This is a genomic window from Leucobacter aridicollis, assembly GCF_024399335.1.
Lineage (GTDB): Bacteria > Actinomycetota > Actinomycetes > Actinomycetales > Microbacteriaceae > Leucobacter > Leucobacter aridicollis_A.
Map to the genome: position 1 here is coordinate 152,184 of NZ_CP075339.1, position 26,456 is coordinate 178,639.

A 26,456-nucleotide genomic window follows, 5' to 3' on the forward strand; every position below is an offset into this window, starting at 1 on the left:
CAGTAGAACAACGACGGCCCAGATCATGCCTGAACAGGCAGGATCGTCTGAGGCGCAGAGGCAAAGTCCTCCTCGGTGTTAGCCAAGCCTTAGGCGCTGAGATCTGTAAAAGTCAGAGATGCCGTTGAACGGCAGCAGTTCGCAGAGTGCAGCTCTCCGAAATGGGCTGTGCCCTCCCCAAGCAGCGGGGAAGGGCACAGTCTCAGAGTTTCAACGAGCTATGTTCTACGCGCCGTCCTCCTGGAGAACAGGGACGCCAGCAGCTTTCCGCCGACGCTGCACAGCGAGCAGGCCGACAAGCCCGCCACCACCCAGCAGCGCTGCAGCGAGCACGCCGAGGCTGACCGCGCCGCCGCCAGTGACCGCGAGGGGCTTTGCGGGCGCCTTCGCGTTCCACGGATCCGAGTCTGTGACTTTCTTCCCCGTGTACACGGATTCGCCAGTCACTGTCGCAGTGTCGGAGTGCACGTCGCCGAGCCCCATACCTTGCAGGATGCCGGTGCAGTTGATCGACTCGCCAACAGCAAAGGTGTTCTTCAAGCCGTCCTCGAGCGAGTCGCCTTCGGGAAGCACACACTCGATGTCCTTCACGGTGCCGGCCTTGCCCTTGTCGGTGAGATCCGAGAGCTTCACGTTCACGAGCGGCACGTCACCCGTGTTCGTAATCCGGAACCCAACCTTCACTCCATCCTTCAAGTCCTTCTTGGAGAGCGGGAGCGCTTCAGCAGGCTTGTCACGGTCGCCGTCCTTCACGCCCTCAGAGAAGGTGTACTTGACGAGCTCAACCGCCGGGTGCTCTGGCGTGCTGGTGACTACCTCGTTCGATTTCCTTTCGACCTCGTTGTAAGTTTCGGTGTGCTCGTTGACCACCTTGTCAGCGGGGGCGATACGAATCATCTTCGTGTACGCCGACCACTGGTGCTCCAGGTCATCACGCGAGTTCACCAGCCGGAAGAAGTCCTCCTGCGCGGAGATCTCGAAGGTGTAGCTCGCCTCATCAAACGATGCCGCGAACAGGGTGTCCGAGACACCGCCACCGTCCGAGTCCTGCAGGAGGTCGCCGGCCTTCGCAATCAGTTCATCACCGTCGTACAGGTCGGTGTCTGCGTACACAGCCCACATTCCCGTGTACTGGTCATGCACTCGGTCGAACGTGTCGAGGATCGACCACTGGGAGGCTTCGTATGCGCGCTTCGCGGGGAGCTTTGACGACTGCAGACGGTAGTTGAACTGGCTGTCGAGCTTCAGGGCGGTGCCGTCGATCGACTCGTCAGTGCCGGCCTCGATCACGACGTCCTTCTTGGGGTTGATTTCCTTGAGCGGGTTCGAAACGATCTTTGTCTGCTGGTGGCTGTTCTCCACGTTCTGCACCGCCTGGTTCTCGATCACATACCCGTCAGTGGTCTTGATGACCTTGGCTGGCATCGTGATCCAGTAGTGCTTGCCCATGATGTTCTGGTCAATGATCGGAGTGACTGACGGATCAATCTCGGCCTCGTTGTACGCCTTGAGATCAGTGGGCTGGGGGTCGCCCTTGATCTCGTCACCGTTCGGGCCAACTGAGTCGACCTGCTTCGCGAAGACGTACGCGACACCATCCTTCACCTGGATGTTGAACTTCCCGGTGACGTCGGCGCCGGTGGCCTTTTCAGTGATGCGAATGTCCTCAGCGTTGACTTCCAAGTATTCCTCGTCGTAGTCATCGACCATGCCGAACTTGTGCACGTTGTATGCGAGCTCGGAAGATGCCGGCATCGCGTCGAGGAGGATGCGGTACACGATGGTGTCACCCAACAGGACAGTCTTCCCGTCGATGTCGACGAGGTTCGTGTTCAGGTCTTCCTTGTCCGGCTTCGGGTTCGGGATCTTCACCTCGGGGATCTCTGTCGCCGTCGAAACGCCGTTGAGGATCTCAAAGCCCTGGTTCTTCACGGTCGACCCCGGGAGTGCTTCCTTCTTCACGGTGCCCGTGAAACGAGCCGTGAGCCAACCCTGGGTGAGCCATTCCGAGTTCGGGCCGAGGTTCTTTGCCAGCCACTCGTCAGTGAACGTTGCCGTCCACGAGTGCTCCTTGTCGTCCCACGACAGCTTGTACGCCGAACGCGGGAGCGGCTTGGGGCCCTTCGGGTCACGAGAGTCCCAGAACTCGACGCTGTCCTTGTCCGGGGTGAACATGGGATCGAACACGTCCTTCACCGCGAGCGACTTCACACCACGGGCGGTGTTGCCCGGGATGCGCAGGTCGATGCCGAGCGAGTACTCGAGCTTCTGGCCGGGCCACACGCTCATGCCGTGGATGTCCTCGTGGCCATGATCGCCAGACTCGCTGGTGTTTCCAAGAACCTGCTTGTTCGGGTCAGGAGTCCACGTGTACACGGGAGGCTCATTCGTTGGGATCTCTTCGTTGTTCCAGATCTCCGAACCGTTGTTGTGCAGCACAACGGTCTTGCCGTCGGTGTCGTAGTCCGTGCGGAACTCACCCGAGATCACGAGCTTCACCGCGCGATCGGCAGACTGGTCCTTCGTCTGGGACAGGAACGCCGGCTTCGCGGTTGCGATGGTGCGAGTCCCGTCTACCTTTACCGTGAACTGGTCAGTGACCTTCGTGTACTTCTTCGATCCAGGAGCGGTCTCGTAGAAGACGTTTGCTTTCTTCGCGTCACTGAAATCGACGTACTTCGCCGCCTTCGTCCAGTCGTCGATGATCTGATAGTTGTCGAGGTTCGAAGGCAGCTTGCCCTTCACCTTGCCATTCACCACAGCCGACACAGCGTCACCCTGGAGGAACACCTTCTCGTCGGCGCCCTCCTTGTTCGTCCAGTCAGGATCCTGCGTCGTGAGCGCGCCGTTCTCGTCAAGGACCCACACCTTGTCCGGTGTCGGGGTGACCTTGCGAGTCTGCTCGGTCGGCCCGTCAATACAGTCCTTGTCGGTTGCGGTGTAGCACACGCTGGACCTGTCCTTGATGGTGTAGTCCGCCTTGGTCGGCATCACATACGTCGGCACGACCAGCGTGTACGGCAGGTTCTGGAACTTGTTCGGGATCGACTTCACCGAAGCCGAAACCGTGACCTTGCCGCCGGCACGGTCAAGCTTCACACTCGCGCCAGAGACTTTCTTGCCGTCCGGGTCGAGCACATGGACCGCGTTCGAGTCGTCCTTTGTAGTCGACCCGACGTACACGTCAGAAGTCTCAACCAGATCAGTGATCGTCATCGACGATGCGTACCCGTTGGGGTAGGCGGTAATGACTGCGTTATGCATCATCCCGGAGGCGAGCACGTCCTGGTCGGTGAGCTTCCGGCTCATGTCCGCCGTCCACAGCTCCTTCTCCGGCGCCACTGGCGTGAGCTTCCACGTCTCGCGGGGATCCCGGTCAGGAGTGTTCACGCCGGCACTCATCATGCCCTGTTTCGGGACGATGACGTCGAACCAGTGTGTGCTCTGTGGCCACGTGCTCCAGCCGAAGTCGGCCGGGACGAAGTTCGGGCTCTTGGTGTCGCCGTGGTTCTTGATTGTCGTGTTCTTTGTGACCGAGCGGGCGTTACCTTCAACGCCATCCCAGTGCATGACGACCTGCGCGTCCACGTTCTCACGAATGTCTGAGGACCCGGCAGAGGCGTGGATCGTGTCAGACACCGCCTGAGTGCCGCCGGCCGCCGTGAAGCTCACGTTCTTGTCCGTGGTGATGGACAGGTTGTATTCCTGTGGAGGCTCGTTCTGGTTCAGCGCGATGCACACCGCAGAAGGAGTCGCACCGCCACCAGCGAGGCCTTCAGGCCAGTACTGCTGCATGAACGAGCCGGCCTTGGTGTAAATTCCGGGGAAGCCCTTGCCTGCGACTTCCTCGTTCCAGCGATCCTGGAAGAACGAAGCCGACGCTGAAGCCTTGTCTGCCCACGGGCTTGTCGGGGTGCCAACCCACATAATGCCGACGACACGGGACTTGCCCTGGTTGCCCCCGCGCGACTCGGCCCGGTTCAGCGCGATCGAGCACGCCTCACGAATCTTTGTCTTCGCGCCCTCACCCTGTGAAACATTTCCACCGTTTGAAGCGAGATTCGCGAATGAGTTGATAAACCACTCGGTGGATGCGCCCATCGAGCCCTGCATCGGAGCGTTCTGGTGCAGCTCGTCGTATTGGAAGTTGTAGAGCATGAAGTTGCCGTTGACGATGCCGCCTCCGCCAACTCCGCCGCCACCTCCGCTGTTTGCGTTCGCAAGGGACGCAGGCCCGCCGACGAGGAGCGCGGCAAGCGCAACAGCTCCGACTTTCTTCGCCAGGTTGCGGGCGAGATTTGGCGCTCTCCCGCGCTTCCTGGAACTGAGATTGGTATCCAAAATGGATCCTTCCGTGTATCCGTGAGTGCCTAGGCGGGCGCGCAGCTCACAGATACAAACAACTGCGCGCCCACAACACAGATGTGAAGGGGCGCGCAGCTTGCACAGAAAGGCTTTGGCTACAGGTAGCAGTTTCCGAGACAAACCCCGTCGCCGCCCTGCCTCGGCGGAATGACAGTGCCGCTTCCACCCCCAGTGCCTGAGCCACCGCCGTTACTGGGTGGTTGTGGTGCGGCCGGCGCAGATCCGCCACCGCTGCCAGAGTCACCGCCACCGCCAGTGCCGCCGTTTCCGTACCCGTAATCGGTGTAGCCAGGGTCGACATACTGCTCTGCCGGCGCAGTCCACTGCTCGGCTGCAGCCTGCTCGGCAGCGGCCTGTGCCGCCCGCTCCGCGGCAGCCTTCGCCTCCGCAGCCTTCTTCTTCGCAGCTTCCTTTTCCGCAGCAAGCCGTGCAGTTTCCGATTCCTTGAAATCGGTGACCGCAGCTTCGAGCTCCGCAACTGCTGCAGAGAGAACCGCGGCATCATCAGAGAAACCCTTTGCCTCGGCCTGCAACGCCTGGGCGGCCTCGCGAGTATCGCACTCAAGCGTGAGCACCAGGCCCACAGTGCGTTTCTCACCGTCCTGGACAGCCTGGATGAGCTCAGCCGCCGACGCCCGGGCCGTGATCTTCTTCTCTTCGTCTGCTTCAATCGCTGCAACCTTCGAGAACGCGGCCGCGCCGGGCACAGCTTCCTGAACAGCTGTGTCGGACGCCGCTTCAAGCGCCGCCCGCGCGTCCTCCGCGCTCTTCATGAGCTCGTCCTCGAACGCGATGGACTTGTCCATCATCGCCTCGGTGCACAGGCGAGTGGTCTCGGCCTTGTGATTATTGACCGCAATGGCCGCGGTCACCGTCCCACCAGAGAGGACAAGGCCGGCAGCGACTCCCACAGCGATGAGTGTGCGCTTCCTCAAGGCCGGCCGCTTCGACACTGCGTCAGGAGCGGCAGCTTCAGTAGCTGGGAGGTGTGGATCTGGGGTGATGTTCGTCATTGCTCTTTCACTCTCGTGACAAAAGTTGTTCTTTCCCCCTACAAGACACTGTAGAGGATGATGGAGACTTTCCTGGATGAGGCAGTAGCAACCTCACACGTCGAAGCAGTGAATCAAGCCGCAATCGAGACTTGAGGCTCCGCGTCGGTATCAATGTCATCCCATGCCAGTGGAGGCGCCCAGCCGTGTCGCCGGGCGTGACCTTTGGCACGGCTCGCAGCCCCTTTGTCCGCAGATGTCGCAAGCGGCGGGGCCGCGTCCCACAGATCATCAAACAGGGCCTGGACTGCGCGATGAGTGCGGACCTCGACCTGCCCGCGGCGAAGCATCGCTGACAGGTTCTGCACTTCCCATCCCAGCTGTGCGGCCAGTTTGGAAAGCGACCAACCGTTGTACACCAGCGCCTGTAACCGGCGGTGAGTACCTCGAGCTGAGACAAGCTGCCCTGCCGCGAGAAGATCAGGCGACGGCGTGACAGCCATGATCCGGTCAGCGGTTTCTCGCTTCACACGCTTCAACCACTCGCGATTGCGTGGCCCTGGCGCAGACCGACCGTTGAGCAAGTTCCGGACAGCGGTCTGTCCGACGCCAGCGAGCTCAGCAATCCGCGCGTACCCCAACCCGGAGTCTCTCAGAGCATGCAAGTGATAGCGGACGGGAACGGCGTCGACGAGGCCCGAGTCGTACCGGCCGTATGCCTGGAGCTTGATGCGGCGATTCGTGCGCTCCTTGTGCGCGACCCGACATTCGAGACAGCCGCATCGGTGCGTGATGTAACAGGTACTGCTTGCATCATGCCGATGCTCTACCGGGCAAATGGGTCTAGTCAATGTGACCCCTCCTCGCCACTCACGTGGGCTTCATAGAAACCCTTCCCCGGGGCGGTGCATCCCGACGCAGTAACCACGTAGGGGCTTTCCCGCGTACCCTCCCCTGAACACCGCGGCAGAGACGTACTTGGAATGAGGCCAAACAGAGTGAAGGCGACTAACACACTCATGAGTGCTGAGAAGAGAGCAATGGTACGGGTTTGCCCCTCCGGGTCTACGTCGTCGGGCCACTGAAGCATTGCTGCCGGGACCGAATGGAGCTCGAGCCGAATCAGCGAAGCCGTCATGCCAGGACCCCCGAAACATTTGCTGACACACTGACCGGCTCGGTCGCTGCCGTCAGGTCACCGGAATCCTCGAGCTTCTGAAGGAACCGCTGACCGGTCTTGTAACTCTTGCCAAGCCATTCGCCAACGATCGCGCCCGTGGGCTTCTCTCCATGCTCTGCGATATGGGCGAGGACTTTCTCTCGCACCTCAGCCTGATCAGCCGAGGCAGGTTTCTCCTGCTCCACGAGCCGTAACGACGTGGCCGGCGCAGGGGCGGCGGCAACTGCTGCTGCAGGCGCTGCCGGAGCAATTCGAGCGGCTGCCGGCTGCTGGGCAGTCTGACGATGTCGCGCTTCGGCCTCGGCCTGCTTCTCGCGTACCACCTGCAGCTTCGCGCGTTCTTTCTCATCCGGGATGAGCATCATCACCAGGTGCGTGATCGCGAGCAGCGCCGCAGGCGGGGTTGCCGCGAGGATCGCTGCCGCCCACGGTGTCGTGACCGTCATGTCTGCTGCACGCCACGCGTGCGACGCGTTCGCGACGATCGACACCGCGGACAGGGCGATGAACGCGACGTAGGCGAGCCAACGCCCGTCGATACCGCGGAGCCTGAATTGTGCGGCCGCGATCATCGTCGCGACCGTTCCGACGTCGATGAGGACAGGGAAGAGCTCCGGGAGCGGGAGCCCGTTCACGCGAGCAACGTCGATGAGGGTCGCGTAGGAGATCGCCATTGCGGAAGCTCCGACGATGGTGAGAGGGATCCCGAGCGTGAGCACGAGATGCCAGTTGCGTGACGGTTTCTTCACAGCGCACCTCCAAGAGCAACGCCGCTGTCCGTGTTTTGAGTGCGGCGTTCAGCGAGTGAGATCGAGGCGTAGAAGTGCACTGTCAGCGCGACAATCGTCGCTGTGCCGATGAACATGTTGAGCCCCAAAGCGGTGAACTCGATATTCAGCTCCTCAACGAAGCGCCCTTCTCGCATTGTCGCTACGTGCGAGTTCAAGCTCAGCAGGGCCGTAGCACCGGCCCAGAAGATCCCTAACGCGCCAGTCAAGTCAGTTCCGAGCCTGATGGCGGTCATCTTGAACTCGAGGCCGAGCATCCACCGAGCAACGAGGATTACAGCCACACTGGCCCAGACGAAGAACACCCAGCGAATCACCACACCGGCGAAACTGAGTCCCGTCTCGACTGCCTCTGAGGCCATCCCTTCGAGGAGTTCTAGAATGAGATTCACAGTGTCATCTCCAATCTGTGAGCATGCGCGAGCCGCCTTCGCCCGCACGCATCTGCTTTTTGAAATATGTGAGCGCCCGTGCATGTGTGGGCGATTCTGAGGGACGGAAGAAGTCATCGAGCAAGTACTGCCCGAATAAGCTTGTGTCCGCCTGGCGGGGCCTGCCGCCCCACGCGATATTCATCACGGCCGTGACCTGCATAATCGAGAACGCTGGCGCGAACCGGTGCGCTGCGACCTTGTCGCCGGTCTCGTAGGAGAGCCGCTGTGGCGGGTTCGTAGCAAGCCACCGCAACAGTTCCAGAAGCTCCGGGTGGAGCCGTTCAGGAGTATGGGGTGAGAGTGTCTCGAAGGTGAGCCTGACGACCTCTTCGAGGGGGGTCAGATCGTCCTCCGGTTTGCCGCCTGCCGGTACGACGTCCTCGAGAGTTTCGAGTGAGCTGCCGCGGTGTCCCCACTGCTGACGTGCCCACCCTTTGAGGCACGTGTAGAAGTACCCCCAGGGCTCTCCATCGGCGGATGCGATGTAGCGGGAGATGCGTCCGTCCTGCTCGGTGAGGAGCAGGATTGCGCCGTTGACGACGTCGTCGGGTTCGAGGACGAAGTCCATCTCGCGGGCTTCCCATACGATCATGTTCGCGGTACGGTGCCGGATCTGCTCGATGAGCGCAGCACCCTCGGCAGTGTTCAGAAAGTCGGGGCTGTCGGCGAGAGCTGTGAATGCCATGCGTTGTCGCCACACGTCGAAGTACTCGATCTGGGTTCCCATGTCACGCCCCCAGCCCAAGCTGTTTGACCGTCAGCATGTTGAGGAGCTCAAAGACTTCCTGGCCGACCGTTCCAAGCGCCGCCGTCGCGTCCTGAGACGCCCGGCACTCCACTGCGATCGCGCCAGCGAGCGCGTGAGTGAGAGCGACTCGGATCGCGCGCACGCTCTCACCTCCAGCTGGAACAACGCCGGCTGCTTCCACAAGATCGCTCCCAAGCTCACCGCTGTACTTCTCAGCAAGGAGCGTTGACTCAGTGACCTGCTTATCGAGCGTCTTCTCCAGAGCTTCCGCGCGACGCTCCGTTGGGGCTTGCCCCTTCTTGTTGAAGGCTTCCTTGAGCTTCAGGAGTTCCTTGTGGACCGGGTCGACCTTCGCCCCAGGCTTCGAGAGCTTCTCGATACCGCGCTCGGCAGCGGCCTTCAGCTCTTGTGGTGCAGTTTTTGATTCCGCGAGGGCACGCACGTCGGTGACTTTGTTCAACCAATCGATATCGCGGCCGATAGTCTCGCGCGCAACCGTAACGATCGCAGGTCCCCTATCCACGGTATTACCGTGGATAGGGGTTTCACCCGCACGGACGCCCAGGTTCATCTGGTTTGCCCGTGCCCGCTGCCTGGCGGCTGGTTCGTAGTGTTCTTTCCAGATGCGCTCAAGCTCGACCGGGCTGAAGTCCTTGCGAACGATATTCGCTTCGGCTTCAAGGATTGGCCGGTCTTCCTCGGTGACGCCGGTCCAGATGAGTGCGGATATGAACTCCCACCCTTCACGGCTTGCGGCTTCGAGTCGGTGTGCGCCGTCGATAAGGATCATTCGTTCATCGAGCACGATTGGTTGCAGCTGGAGCTGTCCACCAAGCTCTTGGAACGAGCGCCGGATGCGGTTGACGTGATCCTCATCATGGGCGCGGAGCCGCTCCTTGACGATCACGTCATCGAGACGGACGAGTTTCCAGTCTTGCTGGATTGGGGTTTGGATGATGCCGTCGTTCATGACATGACCTTCCTGAAATCAGTGACCATTTCTGGCGTTGAGATTGCGTCCCAGACGAGGTTGGCCGCTTCTCGGTTGTGTGACGTGCAGAGGGCTGCGCGCTGCGGGTGTTTTCGGCAAGTGCAGTCCCAGCAGCGGTCTGAATGTTCGAGACAGTACGTTCGAAGCTGTGGGTGGAGTACAAGTGACCAGCCGAGCGAAACGAGTCGTTCGAGCTCCTGCAGATGGTCATGCCATGTTCCGGACGCGGGGTACCCGAGATGGGTCCGAACGATCTGGTCACAGCTGCGGAGTTCGCAAGTGAACCCGACGATCTCGCGTTTGATGATCCTTCCCATCAGTTGCTCCCTTCGAACATGCGCGCTTCGATCGCCGCGTAGTCCGCGTCGACCCTGCGGCGGGCCGTGTTGCAGCGGGCTCGCACGCAGTAGCCGCGGTCGCTTTCGGCGAGCCAGGCATCGCCCCAGTCGTGTTGGCCGGCGGCGCATCCTGAATCCTGAAAGGGAGTTGGCCGGTGGTTGTCTGGTTCTTCGAGTGAGCGTTCGAGTTCAGTGAGGCCGAGGTAGGGCTTCGAGGACACCCACCGGCGTGGATCCGCTACCAGACTCTTTGCGACGTACGCGGCTGGGTGGGTTACCCCGCCGGGCTTCTTGTTCGCGTTGAGGATCTCGATGCAAGCGAGTGCCAGATCGAGCGATGCAATATCCACGCGGCCACGTACTTGGTGGGCGATAGCTGCGTAGCTCAGCGTCGGGTGGATCGCATTGAGTTGCGCATCGAGGTCGCCGCGTTCAGGAACCCCGTGTGCGGGATTGGACTGGGATGGGATGGGAGTTGTTGTCTTAATCCCATCTCTAATCCCATCCTCTTCTCTGCCTATAAAGGACTCTTGATTTTCAAGAGTGGCTTGCAAGTTATCCACAGGGCCCTTGGCTGACTCTTGATTTTCAAGAGTGGCTGCGACCTGCGGTTTTGGCGCCCACTCTTGATTTTCAAGAGTGGGCCGTGAAGCCACTCTTGATTTTCGCGAGTGGCTTTGACCTGCGGTTTCACCACGAAGGCTGACGGGCTCATTGGCCTCGACGATCGCATCCTGAAGCTCTACGAGTGTCCCTTCTGGTGGGTCTTGCAGGACCAGACGAAACCTTTTCTGGCCCCCACACGGGGTGCCGTCAGCCCTGCGCGCGTTAGATGGGTACCGATCGCGAATTTCGATCAGGAAGCCTGCCTGCATAAGGTTCTCTTTGGCGCTGCGCCAAGCAGATTGGCCAAGCCCAATCGAGTTCTGTAGCTCGGTTTGGTTGATCTCATGGGACTGATCGTGTGAAAGCAGCGCGAGGAGCACCTTGATGGCGTTTCCGGTGAGTGCGTCTCCACGGACCCACCAGTTACGGTGCTGGCCAAACTCGCGTTCAAAAGAGAGCCTGGGGCGGAAAATCGTTGTCTCGCTCATCGCAGACCCTGTCGAGCTGGAAGACTAGGGCCGTTGTTGATCAACTGGCGAACTGCACGAGACAGAACAACGGCCAAGAAGGAAAGCCCGATAGCGGCAACGAGAGCAAGCCCAGTTCCCGCAATCTGCAGATCGGGTTGCTCTGGGTTAGATCCGATCGCTGAGGCTGTGGTCCACGAGAACCTAAGGAACAGGATGATTAGTAGCTTCACGAAGGTGACAGCTACTGCAAGGAGCGCAGCGATCCACGCAAGGCCTGCGCAGTACATGAGCACGTAGGCCTTGAGGAGGAATCCAACAGGTTCGTGCGGTGAGGTGGGAAGATGGACTTCCTCGGGTGCATCACCTGTGCTGCTAGGCCCTGGTTCTGCGCGCGAGGCAGTGTCATTGGTAAGTGACACGAAGATATTCCTCTCTGGTTTATCTCTGAGCCCTCGGAGCTGCAACTCTGGGGGCTCAGTTGTTTAGAAGGATGCGGGGGTCATGCAGGCACGTTTGCTCCACGCAATTCAGCGATCTGGTCGATTGATTTGCGGATTGACGAGTACTCGTTCACACGCATGTCGACAAAGCCGTTAAGTCTCCTGCTGAGCCACGACTCTGTTACCCCCATGTGGCGAGCAACTGCTCGCGCGGTAACTCCGCGAGATTTGAGCAGAAGCGAGAGTTCTGTCGCGGCACTTTCGTTCGATTCTGGCATTTCTTCACCTCCATAATTTCTGCTGAGCGCAACTCTACGCAATTATTTGCGTTGAGCGCAAGTCGCGCCGTCTTGGCGGATAATGGAAAAGATTGCAGTATGCGCAATTTGTGAGATAATTTAGCCATGACGATGATGATTCCGGACCACGCAATTGAGCCCGACGTGGACGACGTGCTGAATGGCAGGCTGTCAGCTCTGATGATTCGAAAAGGCGTCTCAAAGGGACAGCTCGCGGAGACGATCAATGTTTCGCCTTCTGGCGTGACTCGCCGCTTTCGAGGGCAGACCGAGTGGACCCTGCAGGAGATGAAAGCTGTAGCTGGCCTTCTCGGTACCTCTGTGGGCTTTTTGCTTGGGGAAACCGACGTTTCAACTGTGTCCGAGAACGCAGAAACCCCCGCCGCTTCCGCGACGGGGGTTTCTGGTGATGCTGTGCGCCCCAAGGGATTCGAACCCCTGACCTTCTGATCCGTAGTCAGATGCTCTATCCAGCTGAGCTAGGGGCGCAGTGTTGATCTCTCAACTTGGAATACGTTACACGAGAATTCTGTGGAACTCAAAACGAGACGGGCGAATCTGCGGCAAACCGTTCTCTCAGCTCGCGTTTGAGGATTTTGCCGCTCGGGTTTTTCGGGAGCGTCGCGACGACGTGCACGACTGTTGGCACTTTGAACGCGGCGAGCCGCTCGCGCGTGTGGGCCCGCAACTCTTCCTCGGTAGCAGTTTCTCCCGCGGTGAGCACGACTGCGGCTGTGACTGTCTCGACCCACTTCGGGTGCGGTGTCGCGAATACGGCGCACTCGGCGATTGCGGCGTGTTCGTAGAGGGCTTCCTCGACCTCGCGACTTGCGACGTTCTCGCCGCCCGTATTGATCATGTCTTTGCTGCGGTCAACGATTCGCAGCCTGCCGTCTTCGTCGAACACTCCGAGGTCGCCCGAGTGGAACCAGCCGCCGCGGAACGCCTCGGCTGTCTGTTCGGGGGCGTTCCAGTAGCCGAGGGCAAGCTGGGGGCTGCGATGCACGATCTCGCCGACTTCGCCGACGGGCACCGGGTGACCGGCCTTGTCGACGACGCGGGTCTCGACGTGCAGCACTGGGCGTCCGGCAGAGCCTGCGTGGCTGAGCTGTTCGTGCGGCGGCAGGATCGTCGCGACGGGCGCGAGCTCTGTCTGGCCGTAGAAGTTCCAGAGTTGCAGGTCCGGTAGTCGGCGCTGCAGTTCGAGCAGCACCTCGACGGGCATGGCTGCGGCACCGTAGTAGCCCTTCTTGAGGCTCGACAGGTCGGCGCTGTCAAACTCTGGTGAGCGCAGGAGCGAGATCCAGACGGTGGGAGGGGCGAAGAACTTCGTCACCCGGTGTTCAGCGATCTTGCGCAGGATCGTCGCCGGATCGGGCGCGGGGAGCAGGATGCTCGTCGCCCCGAGCATGATGTCGGGGCCAAGGAAGCAGTCGAGCTGCGCACAGTGGTAGAGCGGGAGCGCGTGCAGATCGACGTCGTCGCCGTCCATGCCGCCTTCAACAACCGAGCTGAGGTATTCGGATCCGAGCGAACGACTTGAGTGCACGGCGCCCTTCGGCCGTGACTCGGTGCCGCTCGTAAACATGATGCGAATAGGGTCGTCGGCGGAGAGCGCCAGATCTGGCGCATCGTCGCGCGAGGTCGCGAGGATCTCGTCGAATGGGATCCATCCTGGTGAAGCGGCGGTGGCGGCTTCGGCGATGATCTCGACGAGCGTTGCAATGGCCGTGCCCGATTTCGCTACCGCCAGTTCTGCGGTCTCAACGAGCTCCGTCTGGGCGATAAGGATCTGTGGCTCAACAACCTCAAGGAGCGGCCCGATCTCGCCTGCGGTCAGCACGAAGTTCAGCGGGACGAGGATCGCGCCGGCCCGCACCGCCCCGTACGCTGCGACGGCGAACTGCCAGCAGTTGCGGCTGAGCAACGCGATCCTGTCGCCGCGACGCGCGCCACACTCGGTGAGCGCGTTCGCGAACCTGTTCGCGAGCCGATCGAGCTCCGCGAAAGTGAGCGTCGTGTCGCCGTCGATGAGTGCGATCTTGTTTGGGCGACGGGCGGCGGAGCGCCTGAGGTGCTCGCCAAGCGTGTCAGCTCGGGCGGAGGAGATCGTGGCCGAGAGTGCCTCGTCAAACAGCAAAGTCATACCTCACTTCGTCGTAAAGTACTCGCCCGGTCGGGCGGGGTGCTGGCAACGATAGCAACGCTCGCCTGGGACTACCACCCTCGTCGGGAGGTACGATGAAGTACGTGCCTACGAACACTGACAGTAACGAGCTTGCGATGCCGCACTTCCCTGAGCCGAGCGCCGAGCTCGCGCGCGCGGAGAAGCTGATTCTCGGGATCCCGGACCACCCGGCGCCGGGCATCGTCTTCCGCGACATCATGCCGCTGCTCGCTGACGGCCCGGCGTTCAAAGCGACAGTCGATGCGCTCATCGCCCCGTTTCTCGGCACGTTCGACGTGATCGCTGGGCTTGAGGCGCGCGGGTTTCTGCTCGCGAGCGCAGCTGCGTACTCGACGGGTGCCGGGCTGCTCCCGATCCGTAAGGCAGGCAAGCTGCCCCGCCCGGCAGCGTCGGTGGGCTACGAGCTCGAGTACGGGGTCGCCGAGGTTGAAGCTCACAACGACTTGCCCGCAGGTACCCGAGTGCTGTTGATTGACGATGTTTTGGCGACTGGCGGTACGCTCGAGGCCGCTCGCGAGCTCGTCGAGCTGCTCGGCTACACAGTCGCCGGAACCGCTGTGCTGTTTGAGATCAACGGGCTCGGCGGTCGCCTCGCGGTCGCAGACCCGAACCTGCACACCGTGTTCGCGAGCGGCGAGTAAGCGCGCTCCGGGCAGCACCAGGGACGGAGTCGGCGCGTGAAGCGAAAGCGGGAACAGTCAAGCGCCGTCGCCGAACTTCTCGATCTCGCTGGCTCCGATCCTGATCTGCTGCGGTCGGGGAGGATCCCGGACCCGCAGCCGGCGCACACGCCGCTCTTTCGATGGCTCGCCCGCGTCCTCGGGACGCTTGAGGCGTTTCTCCGCGCGCGCGGCGGTACGGTCTTGCGCAACGCGATTCGCGTCTTCTGGGCGGTGCTTGCGGCCGTCGGAATCGTGCTCCTCGTTGGCCCGGTCATCAACAAGCCGATGGACTTCGACGAAGTTATCGCTTCGGCCAAGGTTGCGGATGTGAAGTGGGTCGCGCGCGACGCGGCGATTGACTATGAGGTCGCGCGTGAGCCTGACGGCACGTTTTCGGCAGTGGTCACTGAACGCTTCACCGCGAGCTTCGTGAATGGGCCTGAGCGCAGCGTGCTGAGAACGCTCGTCACCGAGGTCGACGGGAAAGACACAGAGTTCGCGCTACGGGAGGCAACTGTCGATGGTGAGCCTGCGCTGACGGCGGTGACACGCCACGCGACAACAATTGACATCACGCTCCGCACGCCGAAGGGTGAGGCGTTCGAGGGTGAACGCGAGATCGAGCTGAGCTACGAGCTGCACCACCTTGCGCGGCAACAGACCGACGTGGCCACCGGCAACGCGGTCGACGCGTGGCAGTGGCCGTTGTTTGCCCCGAGCTGGCCGCAGGCCACGAAGGGCCTCGCGGTGTCGGTGAAGCTACCGGGTGAGCTCGACAGGGCTCTCGTGCGCCAGCCACACGCCTCCGTCGGGTGGCTGCTAGTCAGCGGAAACATCTGGCTCACGCCAGGCGAGACGGCCGGGGGCGCAGTCACCTATTCGTTCGAGAACGACGATTCGCTCCCGCCGCACTCAGACGTGTGGGTCGAGTTCACCTTCGCCGAGGGCACGTTCGCTGAGCCGCCAACGACGGCGCTCTTCTGGGTGCAGACTTGGGGCCCGGTGCTGCCGCTCGCGGTGCTTGTCGGACTCATGCTGTTTGCGCTTGCGGCTCGCTGGGTGGTGTGGGCGGACTCTGCGGGGGACCCGTGGTTCGTCGCGCGTGACTCGGCCCCGCATGGGATCTCTCCGCTGCTTGCGGCGGACCTGCTCGGTAAGCCACGGTACGCCGAGCTCGTCTCCGCGCTCGCCGCAGCCCCCGCGCGCGGGACGGCGGACGCCACCGACAGGTGGCTGCGATCCGTTGCCCGTGCCGGGCGCCGAGCTGGCAGGGTCGGTAATCTCCCCGCGGTTGTGGGGTGGCGTTCGCGGTGGGCGCGCGCGGGCGCGCCGGTGGCCGAGAAGCTCCGCTGGGTGCCCGACAGCTACGTGCGTGACACATTCTTGCTCGCTCCGCTCGCGGTAACGCTTGTGCAGTGGGGCATTCTGCGGCAGCTGTCGCACCAGGTCATCTTGAGCGTCGTCTGGTGGCCGGCGGCGTTCGTGCTCGGCTCGACCGTGATCGCGGGCGTCACGCTGTGGGCAGTCTGGCGTCCGCGCCCGCTCACGAGAGCTGGCGCGCTGGCCAAGCAGCAGTTGAGCGGCATCGCTGTCTTTGCGCGGGGAACCCGGTTGTCTGAGCGGGGTCCTGTCGATGATCCGCTGCTCCCGTATGCCGCGCTGTTCGAGCCGCCGCGCCGAGCCGGGAACGCCGTCATTGAACTGGCCGCTCGCGAGACCGGCGACCGTCGCGTCTCAGCCGGGTGGCGCGGCGAGCATTTTCTCTCAGTGCCAGCGATCTTGGCCACAGTCGCGGCTGGAGCGCTCGCGGCGGGATCGATTGTGCTCGTGAGCACGCAGCCGGCGCCTTACGGGGAGGCCGAGTACCTGACGTGGCCGTCATCGGAGGCGAGCGGGGTCATCTGGACGCAGACCGAGGGTTTCGAGATTGAAGCCGAGCTCTCGCGCGGCGACGATGGCGGCGCTCGGCTCGACGTGACTGAGCGGCTCACCGTCGGGTTTGAGCCCGGCGGAGCATCGGTGCCCCAGTTCGAGCGCGAGTGGCCGCGAGAGCGGCTGGGTCAGGATCTTGGCCTCGTCGTGGAAGAGGTTCGCGTCGACGGGGCTGTGGTGCCGTTTCACGAGACGACGGGTAGTCGGACGACGAAGGTGACGACGAAGCTTGGCGAGGTGCTCACCGGAGACCTTCCTGTCGAGGTGCGGTACGCCCTCACGAGCCCGGCCGTTGAGGTTCGAGACGGCGGTGACACCGCCCAGCAGGTGCGATGGACCGCAATGCACTGGTTCTGGGATGACACGTTCTACTCGAACCAAGCGAATCCGTACGACGGATCCGAACCTGTGCGGCCGCTCCGCGTCCAGCTCACGATCGCCCCGGAGCTCGCGGGAGAGCTCCGATCGGGCGGGTGGATCAGTCACGGCGATGCCGAGCGGGTGCCTGGCGAAAGCGGGCAGGGGTTCGAGCCGTGGGTCGCCGAGCGCGACATCTACAACGACTCGGGCCGCGTCGAGCTCGTGGTCGGGTCTCAGGCGACGGGCGCCGATGGGGAGCTTGTCGTCACGCTCGATGCGGCTGCCGTCGAGTCTCGCCCCGCACCGCTCCCTGGCGATGGCGACGGAGAACCGGGCGAGCCATTCGCGATCGACGCGGCCCTGAACGCGACACTTGGCCAATACGAGCTCGGCCTCACGGGTGACCTCGGCGCAACGCTGAACTTTACGGCCGACACGTTCTCGAACGTCGTCGATGGAGCTGCCGAGCGCTACAGGGTCTCCTACGGCGCACCGCTTGCCCTGCTCGTCGGCCTGACAGTTGCAGCGCTCGCCGCTGCGGCCGCCGTCTTTGTCGCGGCCGTGCGCCGCGGTAGGGCTGCAGGATCGTCGATCGCGCTCGTCTCGTTCGCGGCCGTTTCCCTGCTCGCCGTCGCTCAATCCATCGTGTTCTGGTGGGTCACCGGGCCGATGCCTGGCGACTCGGCTGTCGTTCCGGCGATGGTTGCCTGCTCGCTCGCGATGTGGGGCGCGGTCGTCGCGCAGTGGGTCGCGGTGGTTCGTGCCGGATCGGCCGTTGGGAAGGCGCCGGCGAAGAAAGCCGCCAAGGCGCAGTAGCGCATCACCTGGGTTACGATTGTCAATCGATTGTTGCGCTCGCTCGAGAATTCGCGGCATCCCCGTAGTCTTGGGAGGGTGAGTGACTCCTTTTTTGCAGCAAGAGATCAGCTTCTCGACCTCCAGGGGGACCCCGCACGGGCGCGGGCCGAGTTTCGCTGGCCAGACGTTGGCGACGCGTTCAACTGGGCCCACGACGTGTTCGATCGCATCGCCGACGGCAACGATACGACCGCGCTCTGGATCGCCGAGGAGGACGGCTCGGAGGTCAAGCGAAGCTTCCGCGAGCTGAAGCAGCGTTCCGACCAGGTCGCGAACTGGCTGCGCAGCCTCGGCGCGAAGCGCGGCGACATCGCGATGCTGATGCTCGGCAACCACGTCGAGCTGTGGGAGATCATGCTCGCCGCGATGAAGCTCGGCGTCGTGATCCTGCCAACCTCCGTCGTCCTCGGCCCGCAGGAGCTCGTCGACCGGGTGGCGCGAGGCAACGTGAACTGGGTGTTCGCCGGCCCGCAGGACGCGGTGAAGTTCGCGGGGATTCCTGGCGGCTTCCGCGGCGTTGGCGTACGGATCGACTCGGGCACGATGGATCAGCGTGCTGCACTGTATGACTGGGCGCGATTCGAGGAGTCGCGCTCGGCGTCGCTTGCGCCGATCGTGAAGCAGACGAAGAGCGTGGATCCGGCGCTGCTGTACTTCACCTCAGGCACGACGAAGCTGCCAAAGATCGCCGTGCACTCGCACACGAGCTACCCGCTCGGGCATTTCACCACGATGGCGTGGCTTGGCGTGCGCCCCGGCGACATTCACTCGGTCATCAGCGCACCGGGCTGGGCGAAGCACGCCTGGTCGAGTTTCTTCGGGCCGTGGAACGCTGGCGCGACTGTGTATGTCGCGAACTACGGCAAGTTCAAGGCCGAGCGAATCATCGCCGAGCTTGATCGCGTTGGAGTGACGAGTTTCTGCGCGCCGCCGACTGTGTGGCGCATGCTCATCCAGAGCGACCTTGGGCAGAAGCCGTCGGGGCTCCGTGAGGTTGTCTCGGCGGGCGAGCCGCTGAATCCCGAGGTGATCTCGCGCATCGAAGAGAGCTGGGGTCTCGTGCTCCGCGACGGCTACGGTCAGACCGAGACAACAGCCACTGTCGGCAACATGCCTGGCGACCTCGTCGTGCCGGGCGCGATGGGTAAACCGCTTCCCGGCGTAGACATCGTGCTCGTCGACCCGATGACAGGAGACGAGGGCGACGAGGGCGAAGTCTGCCTTCGACTTGGTCCTGAAGACGGCGGCCAGGGCGCCGCGCGTCCCGTCAACCTCATGAGTGGCTACTTCGGCAACGCGGAGGCGACGGCCGAGGCGCTCGCGGGCGGGCTCTACCACACGGGCGACGTCGCACAGCGCGACGAGCACGGGTCGCTGACCTTCGTTGGCCGCACCGACGACATCTTCAAGTCGAGCGACTTCAAGGTCTCGCCGTTCGAGGTTGAAAGCGTCATGCTCGAACACGATTTCGTCGCCGAGGCGGCAGTGATAGGCGCCCCAGACGACACCCGCCTGAACGTGACGAAGGCGTACGTATCGCTTGCTGCCGGCGTTGAGGCATCTGAAGCGACAGCGAGGGAGATCCTGTTGCACGCGAGGCGTGCGCTTCCCGCGTACATGCGTGTGCGCCGCGTTGAATTCTTCGAGCTGCCGAAGACGACCTCGGGCAAGATTCGCCGAGTCGAGCTACGCCAGCGCGAGGAGGCAGCCCATGCCGCAGGCGAGCGGGTCACCTCGGAGTGGCGCGAGGAAGACTTCCCTGACCTGAAGGCCTGACAGCCTCAGCTGGGCAGGCCGACGGGGTCGAGTGCCTCGTAGCACCGCTCGATCCGATCCCGCCACCAGCGGGTCCGCTCGGGTGGCGCCGCGAACCTGTCGATCGCCGCGCTGTCGAGCGTCGGGCGTGTCAGCGGAAGCTTCCCGTCTACTGGAATGAGGGGCGCAACCGCGACGTCGCCTTCGAGCAGCGCGACGGTGCCGAGACCGCACGCACCGGCCAGCAGGTGGTTGGGGAGTGCTGCCGCGAGGTGTAGCCCCATCGAAATGCCAACCGAGGTATCGAGGGCACTCGACACGATCACGGGAAGCCTGGCCTCCTTGATGATCCGCAGCGCCCCAGCAATGCCGCCGAGCGGTTGCGCCTTCGCGACGATGAGATCTGCGGCGCCGGCGCGGGCAACCGCGAGGGGATCCTCAGCTTTTCGAACGCTCTCATCGGCTGCGATCCGCACCGCGATGCCAGCGCTGGCGAGCAGCGTGCGCAGCTCCGCGAGCTCCGCGACCGACGCGCACGGCTGTTCAGCGTACTCCAGGCCAAACGGGGCGAGGCGCGCGAGCGCGGCGAACGCCTCGGCGACGGTCCAGCCGCCGTTCGCGTCGACGCGAACCGCCCCATCGGGCCCGAGCGCCTCGCGCACCGCCTGTACGCGGGCCACGTCGTCAGCGAGAGCCTGCCCGCGCTCAGCGACCTTCACCTTCGCGGTGCGGCAGCCGGGGAACCTGGCGAGAATCTCAGGTACGGCCCCGGCGGGAACCGCCGGCACCGTTGCGTTCACGGCGATCGCTTTGCGGTGAGGCAGGGGCGGGCGCTCCCAGCCGAACTCCATCGCCGCTGCGAGCCAGCGCGCGCTCTCAGCGTCGTCGTACTCAAGGAAGGGTGAGAACTCACTCGCGCCTTGCGGCCCGGTAAAGATCACGGCCTCCCGCTCGGAGATGCCGCGAAACCTGGTGCGGGTTGGGATCGACACCACACGAGCCGTGTCGAGGAGCTCTGAAAGCGTTGGGGCGGTAGCCATGTTCCGATTGTCTCACCACCCTTCGCTGCTCGACCCAAACCAGCGAATCATCTGACTAAGGTAAGCCTAAAAAATGTACTCTGACCAGGGGAAAGGCTAGCCTTCCCTTGCTTGCGGGGGTGGCGAAACAGGAGCACACTGGAGCCAGAACAACCCGCACGACGGGGGAGGGATACCCATGACACTCGAAGCAACTCGCGGCAGCAACATCAACTCCGTGGCGCCCGCTCAGGCGGCCCAGCACCCAGACTCGGCGCCCGAGCACGCAGACCCGACTGCCGGTGAGCCGCGCTCGGCGCGCATCGGCCAGAAGCTCAATTGGCTGCGCGCTGGGGTGCTCGGAGCGAACGACGGCATCGTCTCAGTCGCAGGCGTCGTCATCGGTGTCGCGGCGGCGACGCCGGGAAACACGGTGGCGGTCGCGACAGCTGGCGTCGCCGCGCTTGTCGCGGGCGCGTTCTCCATGGCTGGCGGCGAGTACGTCTCGGTGAGCACGCAGCGCGACACCGAGAAGGCACTCATCGACCAGAAGCGCCGCTCGCTCGCGTTGCGGCCAGCGGAGGAGCTCCGCGGTCTCGCCGGCTTCTACCGCCGCCGCGGTGTGTCCGCGGCGCTCGCGACCGAGGTCGCCAAGGAGCTCAGCGCGCACGACGCCCTCGCTGCACACGCTGAGGTGGAGCTCGGTATCGACCCTGACGAGTACACGAGCCCCTGGGCCGCGGCGATCTCCTCGTTCATTGCGTTTACTGTCGGCGGGGTGCTGCCGCTCATCATGATCCTGCTGCCGCTCGGCGCCGGCAGGATCCCCGCGGCAGGCTTCGCCGTGCTCCTCGGCCTCGTGCTTACCGGTTGGATCTCAGCAGCGCTTGGGGAAGCGCCGCGGGCCCGGGCGATCCTCCGCAACGTGCTGATGGGCGGGGCGACGATGATCGCGACCTACCTCATCGGCCTCATCTTCGGGGTCGCCGTCGGCTAGGCACAGCAGCACGGAAGTGCCCCCGGCCGAATAGGCTGGGGGCATGACCACACAGGTTTCTGACATCTTCGACCCGAGCGTCTGGGAGATTGCCCCCGGCGCCGAGGGCTACACAGACATCACCGCGCACCTCAGCCTTGACGGGCGCATCGCCCGCATCGCGTTCGACAGGCCTGAGGTGCGCAACGCGTTTCGTCCGCACACAGTCGACGAACTGTTTGACGCCCTCGACCGCGTGCGCGTCAACCCGAAGGTCGGCGTCGTGCTGCTCACAGGCAACGGTCCAAGCCAGAAAGACGGCGGCTGGGCCTTCTGTTCCGGCGGCGACCAGCGCATCCGCGGCCGCGATGGCTACAAGTACTCGGACTCCGAGACCGCTGTCGGGCCCGAGGCTCTCGCGCGGGCCGGCCGCCTGCACATCCTCGAAGTGCAGCGCCTCATCCGCTTCATGCCGAAGGTTGTCATCGCGCTCGTGCCAGGCTGGGCCGCCGGCGGCGGGCACTCGCTTAACGTGGTCTGCGACCTCACGATCGCGAGCCGTGAGCACGCAAAGTTCAAGCAGACGGACGCCGACGTTGGTTCGTTTGACGCTGGCTACGGCAGCGCCTACTTCGCGAAGCAGGTCGGCCAGAAGAACGCGCGCGAGATCTTCTTCCTCGCACGCGAGTACGACGCCGAGCGCGCCCGCGAGATCGGCGCCGTGAACGAGGTCGTGCCGCACGCAGAGCTCGAGACGACTGGCATCGAGTGGGCCCGCACGATCCTCGGCAAGTCGCCGACCGCGATCCGCATGTTGAAGTACGCGATGAACGCTGTCGACGACGGGATCGTCGGCCAGCAGCTCTTCGCTGGCGAGACGACACGCCTCGCATACGGCACTGACGAGGCAGTCGAAGGGCGAGATTCGTTCCTCGAGAAGCGCGATCCTGACTGGTCACCGTTCCCCTACCATTTCTAGGCAGCGGGGGAGGGGCGGCGCCCGCCGCGCCCGTCACCCATCCTGGCGCGGTACCCTAGGGGGGTGACGGCACACCACGTTCTTCGCGCGATCCCAGTTGAGGATCGAGCCTGGCTCATCGCCGCGCTCGACGACGCTCTTGCGGGTGGGGCTCCAATCCTGCCGCTCGCGCACGGGGAGGATCCCGGGGCGAGCGACATCGAGGAGATCAGGGCACTGCCGCTCCCTGAAGACCTTGCAGTCGTCGTGCGCACGTCAGGATCCAGCGGGGTTCCTAAAGCCGTTGCGCTCTCGCGGTCGGCGCTCGTCGAGAGCGCTGTTGCGACGCACGAGGCGCTTGGCGGGCCGGGGCAGTGGCTTGTCGCGCTCCCCACACAGCTCATCTCCGGGCTGCAGATGCTCGTGCGTAGCTCTGTCGCGCGCACCGAGCCCGTGTTCGCGCCAGAGGGCGCAGACGCCCGCCAGCTGCTCGAGGCAGCCGAGCAGCTCGATCACGAGCGCCGCTACGTTTCGCTCGTGCCCGTGCAGCTCGCGCGGCTGCTCGACCTTGCCGAGGGTGACGCTGAGGCCGCCGAGGCGCTGCAGCGATTCGACGCAGTGCTCGTTGGCGGCCAGGCAGTCTCGCTGGAGCTTCGCAGGCGCGCGCACACGCTTGGCGTGAGCCTTCGCCGTTCCTACGGAATGACCGAGACCGCGGGCGGCTGCGTCTACGACGGTGTTGAGATCGGCGACACGCTCGTGCGCATTCGCGGCGGCGAGGTGCAGCTCGCGGGGCCGACGCTCGCGCTCGGCTACCTCGGCGATGAGGCACAGACCGACGAGCGCTTCATCACCGAGCCGAACCGCGCGGGAGAAGATATCCGTTGGTACCGCACGGGCGACGCTGGTGAATTGCTTGGCGGAATGCTCACTGTCACGGGAAGGCTCGACAGGGTCGTGATTTCTGGCGGCGTCAACGTCTCGCTCGACGAGATCGAGCGGGTTGCGCGGGAGTTCCCGGGCTGGGGGAGCGCAGTTGCGCTTGCTACCGACCATCCAGAGTGGGGCGAGCGGCCAGTTCTCGTCGTCGAAGTTGACCCGGCGGCCGCGCCGTTCGACGAGGTGCGCGAGGGCATCCGGGCGAAGCTCGGGGCCGCAGCTGTGCCAGAGTGGGCGAACGAAACCGAGCGCCTGCCGCGCCTGCCGGGAGGCAAGCCAGATCTTCCCGCGATCCAGGCGTGGCTTCAGACACTGCGGGCAAGCTTTGCGCAGTTGCGCGATGACCGGGCCGAGACGCCTCGCTTGGCCGACGAAGGGGAGACAGAGTGAGCACGAAGAACCCGAAGCGGTCAGGCAACCCGGCACTGCGAGCTGCCGCCGATAGCCTCATCGAAGCAGGCGAAACCGCACACGTCACCTGGCGTGACTGGGTGTCGGGTGCTCGCCTTCGCACGCTTCCCCTCGCGGTCGCCCCGGTCGCTGTCGGCGCCGGAATCGCGCACATGCTGCAGGCGTTCTCGCTCACGCTCAGCCTGCTCGCGCTCGCCGTCGCGCTGTTGCTGCAGATCGGCGTGAACTACGCGAACGACTACTCGGATGGGGTGCGCGGCACCGACGCGTTTCGTGTCGGCCCGGCGCGGCTCACAGGCTCGGGCAGGGTGAACCCGAAGCACGTGCTCACCCTCGCGCTCGTCTTCTTCGGCCTCGCAGCAGCAGCGGGCCTCGCCGCAGTCGTGATCAGCGGCCGGTGGTGGTTCCTCGCCGTTGGTGTCGTCGCGATTATCGCGGCATGGTTCTACACCGGCGGCAAGCGGCCGTATGGCTACGCTGGCCTCGGCGAACTCGTCGTGTTCGTGTTCTTCGGCATCGTCGCAACAGTCGGTACCGTGTGGCTACAGACTGAGATCTCGAACCAGGAGATGTGGGTCGCGGGAGCAGGCGTCGGCTTCTTCGCGGTCGCGGTACTTGTGGTGAACAACCTGCGTGACATTCCGACGGATCGGGCCGCTGGTAAGCGCACCCTCGCCGTCAGAATAGGCGAGCGCTGGACCCGCGTGCTCTACGTCGTGTGCATGGTCCTGCCATTCGGGGTGCCGCTCCTCTACGGGTGGGCCTACTCGGGCATGCTGCTCGTCTGGTTCGTGCTCGCAGCAGCCATCCCTGCGATCATCATCACGCTCACTGCGCGAACCGCGCGCGAGCTCATTATTGTGCTGCAGCTCACGAGCTTTGCCGCGCTCGGCTACGGCCTGCTGCTCGGAACCGCGTTCGCCTTCTGACGCCGCTCGAGGCAGATCACGATTGCCGCCGCAAGTAGGGCGGCTCCTGACAACCAGGCTGTGAGGGATCCGGTCGCTGCGAGGATCACGAGCACACCGCCAGCGCCGCTCAACACCGCGAGCGTTGTTCGTGCTGCTGCGGGGCGTGCGATGAAGCGGAGCCCCGGGAGTATGCGACGCTCGAGACGTGTCGCGGCGGCGACTGAGCAGGCGACGACTATCGCTACGGCTACAAGCCAGACCGGCCGCGACAGCCACCAGTCGGCGCTGAGCGGGCGGGAAAGCGCCGCCTCAGCGTCGCCGCCAAGGTGAGCGGTGACGAGCAGCGCGCCCGCGAGCAGCACTGTTGCCGGCATGTGCCACGAATAGATCGTCATCGCGCGCCCGTTGAGCGCCGCAGCGCCCCAGCTGATCGTTGGAAGGGTCGCGAGGCGCGCGAGCGCCGGTCGCACAGCTGTGAACACCGCGAGCTGAATGACGCCGAGGAAGGCGAGTGCTGCCGTCGGTGGGTTGAGCGCCTCGAACAGGTTCATTGGAGACGCCCCGATAGCGATCCACAGTGCCCCACCCGCGAGCGCGGCCACCGCGGTGCGCGGCCCCACGATCACCCCGTCTGCGAGGAGGAAACCGAGCTGTTGCACAAACAGCCAGACGAACCCGAGGTTGACGAAGCCGATCGCGTCGACGCCTGTCGTGTGCCGCGCGAGGTCCACGAGCATGACGCACACTCCGAGTGCCGCGAGCGTGAGCCGTGGTGCCCGCTCGTGCAGGGCGAGCATCGCCGGAACGAGCGCTGAGCACAGCACGTACACTCCGAGGAACCAGAGGGGCTGGCTGATCCGCCAGCCAGCAGCCGCAACGATCTCGGGGCTTACGCCAGCAGCCGAGAGCCCAGCAAGCACACACGTCGTCGCCATTGCCGCAAGAAGTGGGACGGGGAGGAGCCTGCCGAGCCTCGCCGTGACGTACCCGGACGGTGTGACTCCCCGCGCGCGGAGCCGCCTATAGTGGGCCGCCGACGCGAAGCCGCCGGCGATGAAGAACAGTGGCATCATTTGGGTAAACCACGAGAACACGGTGAAGCCTCCCCACGATTCGAGGGCGTTCTCAAGCACGACCTCACCACCCTGCACGCTGACACCGACCATGAGCGCGTGGACAGCGACGACCGCGAGCAGACAGGCGGCCCGGATGAGGTCCACCGCGGAGTCGCGTGCGGTGCCGTCGCCTTCGGGGTCCCTGCCTGGGGACGGGGCGGTCGGGGCCGGGGGAATGCTGATGAGCGACATGGGGTTCCTTTCGGGCGGACCCCTAGCGTCCCGTCACGGTGTGGGGTGGCGCGTCACCTGCGCGAGCGAATCGGTGCCCCTACCTGGGGACTAGGGGCGACCCTGAGTTGGGGCAAGCCGGGCCCCTGCGCGAGGCCACCCGGCGCCGCACTGGCCTGGCCCTGGCCCCCGCCCCCTGGCCTGGCCCCCAGGCCGCCCCATCCAGTCTCCATCCCCTGGCTCCACCCACGCCGCGCCTGGCCCGCCCACGTCGCGCGAACGAGCACTTTCCCCGCAGGATGCCCCCTTCCCAACCGTCGGTATGGGGGTGTTCTGCAGGGAAGGTGCGAGTTCGCGAAATGCGGGCGCGGGTCCGCTGGGCCAGACCCCCTGCGCGCGGGCACCCGGCGTGGCGAACAATTGGTGCTTGCGTCGTCTCGCGAGATGTGGGTAGGGTGTCTTCTTGGAATCCCTACGACCTGGAAAGGAGAAGACAATGTTTGAAATCATCACGTTCACGAAGTCTCTCCGTCCAGGCAACCCGCTGACC

Annotated in this window: 20 protein-coding genes and 1 tRNA gene; 8 read left to right on the top strand and 13 right to left on the bottom strand. The window is 64.0% G+C overall.

What is annotated here, in order from left to right; genetic code table 11:
* Positions 1-225: 225 nt before the first annotated feature.
* The 9 genes from KI794_RS00615 to KI794_RS00655 all read right to left on the bottom strand — a co-directional run bounded on the left by KI794_RS00615 (position 226) and on the right by KI794_RS00655 (position 11,630).
* Positions 226-4,341, bottom strand: a complete 4,116-nt coding sequence (locus tag KI794_RS00615; RefSeq protein ID WP_255808756.1) for an LPXTG cell wall anchor domain-containing protein — start codon at positions 4,339-4,341, stop codon at positions 226-228.
* A gap of 119 nt (positions 4,342-4,460) precedes the next feature.
* The gene (locus KI794_RS00620) at positions 4,461-5,378 is read right to left on the bottom strand and encodes a hypothetical protein (RefSeq protein ID WP_255808757.1); all 918 of its coding nucleotides are present in this window, start codon (positions 5,376-5,378) and stop codon (positions 4,461-4,463) included.
* 1,113 nt (positions 5,379-6,491) lie between these two features.
* On the bottom strand, positions 6,492-7,286 hold the full coding sequence (locus tag KI794_RS00625) for a hypothetical protein (RefSeq protein ID WP_255808758.1): 795 nt from the start codon (positions 7,284-7,286) through the stop codon (positions 6,492-6,494).
* Positions 7,283-7,717 (bottom strand): hypothetical protein, encoded by a 435-nt coding sequence (locus KI794_RS00630; RefSeq protein ID WP_255808759.1) that lies wholly within the window; start codon positions 7,715-7,717, stop codon positions 7,283-7,285. Before KI794_RS00630 ends, KI794_RS00625 begins: the two co-directional genes overlap by 4 nt.
* Positions 7,718-7,721: 4 nt before the next feature.
* Positions 7,722-8,486, bottom strand: a complete 765-nt coding sequence (locus tag KI794_RS00635) for a hypothetical protein (protein WP_255808760.1) — start codon at positions 8,484-8,486, stop codon at positions 7,722-7,724.
* 1 nt (position 8,487) lies between these two features.
* Entirely contained in the window at positions 8,488-9,477 is a 990-nt protein-coding gene (locus KI794_RS00640) for a ParB N-terminal domain-containing protein (protein ID WP_255808761.1), read from the bottom strand.
* Positions 9,478-9,814: 337 nt separating this feature from the next.
* A complete protein-coding gene (locus KI794_RS00645) occupies positions 9,815-10,930 on the bottom strand; it encodes a hypothetical protein (RefSeq protein ID WP_255808762.1) in 1,116 nt (371 codons plus the stop codon).
* The gene (locus KI794_RS00650; RefSeq protein ID WP_255808763.1) at positions 10,927-11,331 is read right to left on the bottom strand and encodes a hypothetical protein; all 405 of its coding nucleotides are present in this window, start codon (positions 11,329-11,331) and stop codon (positions 10,927-10,929) included. Before KI794_RS00650 ends, KI794_RS00645 begins: the two co-directional genes overlap by 4 nt.
* An 80-nt stretch (positions 11,332-11,411) precedes the next feature.
* A complete protein-coding gene (locus tag KI794_RS00655) occupies positions 11,412-11,630 on the bottom strand; it encodes a helix-turn-helix domain-containing protein (RefSeq protein ID WP_255808764.1) in 219 nt (72 codons plus the stop codon).
* Between the two features lie 126 nt (positions 11,631-11,756).
* On the opposite strand from KI794_RS00655, the gene KI794_RS00660 reads away from it, so the two are divergent.
* The gene (locus tag KI794_RS00660) at positions 11,757-12,101 is read left to right on the top strand and encodes a helix-turn-helix domain-containing protein (RefSeq protein ID WP_255808765.1); all 345 of its coding nucleotides are present in this window, start codon (positions 11,757-11,759) and stop codon (positions 12,099-12,101) included.
* On the opposite strand, the gene KI794_RS00665 is transcribed toward KI794_RS00660, so the two are convergent.
* Both KI794_RS00665 and KI794_RS00670 read right to left on the bottom strand, forming a co-directional pair.
* A tRNA-Arg gene (locus KI794_RS00665) sits at positions 12,067-12,140 on the bottom strand. The genes KI794_RS00660 and KI794_RS00665 overlap by 35 nt on opposite strands.
* 49 nt (positions 12,141-12,189) lie before the next feature.
* Positions 12,190-13,797 carry a fatty acyl-CoA synthetase gene (locus KI794_RS00670; protein ID WP_119281831.1) on the bottom strand — a complete coding sequence of 536 codons (1,608 nt, stop codon included), beginning with the start codon at positions 13,795-13,797 and terminating at the stop codon, positions 12,190-12,192.
* 137 nt (positions 13,798-13,934) lie between these two features.
* On the opposite strand from KI794_RS00670, the gene KI794_RS00675 reads away from it, so the two are divergent.
* From KI794_RS00675 to KI794_RS00685, 3 genes are all read left to right on the top strand, one after another.
* Positions 13,935-14,480: an adenine phosphoribosyltransferase gene (locus tag KI794_RS00675; protein ID WP_255809795.1), complete on the top strand. Its 546-nt coding sequence runs from the start codon at positions 13,935-13,937 to the stop codon at positions 14,478-14,480.
* Between the two features lie 36 nt (positions 14,481-14,516).
* Positions 14,517-17,609 (top strand): DUF2207 domain-containing protein, encoded by a 3,093-nt coding sequence (locus KI794_RS00680; protein ID WP_255808766.1) that lies wholly within the window; start codon positions 14,517-14,519, stop codon positions 17,607-17,609.
* A 78-nt stretch (positions 17,610-17,687) separates the two neighbouring features.
* On the top strand, positions 17,688-19,427 hold the full coding sequence (locus KI794_RS00685) for an AMP-binding protein (RefSeq protein WP_255808767.1): 1,740 nt from the start codon (positions 17,688-17,690) through the stop codon (positions 19,425-19,427).
* 5 nt (positions 19,428-19,432) lie between these two features.
* Here KI794_RS00685 and KI794_RS00690 read toward each other — a convergent pair whose 3' ends face one another.
* The gene (locus KI794_RS00690; RefSeq protein WP_119281828.1) at positions 19,433-20,446 is read right to left on the bottom strand and encodes an o-succinylbenzoate synthase; all 1,014 of its coding nucleotides are present in this window, start codon (positions 20,444-20,446) and stop codon (positions 19,433-19,435) included.
* Between the two features lie 178 nt (positions 20,447-20,624).
* On the opposite strand from KI794_RS00690, the gene KI794_RS00695 reads away from it, so the two are divergent.
* The 4 genes from KI794_RS00695 to KI794_RS00710 all read left to right on the top strand — a co-directional run bounded on the left by KI794_RS00695 (position 20,625) and on the right by KI794_RS00710 (position 24,638).
* Positions 20,625-21,422 (top strand): VIT1/CCC1 transporter family protein, encoded by a 798-nt coding sequence (locus KI794_RS00695; RefSeq protein WP_119281827.1) that lies wholly within the window; start codon positions 20,625-20,627, stop codon positions 21,420-21,422.
* Positions 21,423-21,465: 43 nt separating this feature from the next.
* A complete protein-coding gene (locus KI794_RS00700) occupies positions 21,466-22,380 on the top strand; it encodes a 1,4-dihydroxy-2-naphthoyl-CoA synthase (RefSeq protein ID WP_255808768.1) in 915 nt (304 codons plus the stop codon).
* A 63-nt stretch (positions 22,381-22,443) separates the two neighbouring features.
* Positions 22,444-23,688: an AMP-binding protein gene (locus tag KI794_RS00705; RefSeq protein WP_119281825.1), complete on the top strand. Its 1,245-nt coding sequence runs from the start codon at positions 22,444-22,446 to the stop codon at positions 23,686-23,688.
* Entirely contained in the window at positions 23,685-24,638 is a 954-nt protein-coding gene (locus KI794_RS00710) for a 1,4-dihydroxy-2-naphthoate polyprenyltransferase (RefSeq protein WP_119281824.1), read from the top strand. Before KI794_RS00705 ends, KI794_RS00710 begins: the two co-directional genes overlap by 4 nt.
* Here the strand turns inward: KI794_RS00710 and KI794_RS00715 are convergent.
* Positions 24,602-25,927, bottom strand: a complete 1,326-nt coding sequence (locus tag KI794_RS00715; RefSeq protein ID WP_255808769.1) for an acyltransferase family protein — start codon at positions 25,925-25,927, stop codon at positions 24,602-24,604. The genes KI794_RS00710 and KI794_RS00715 overlap by 37 nt on opposite strands.
* Between the last annotated feature and the right edge of the window lie 529 nt (positions 25,928-26,456).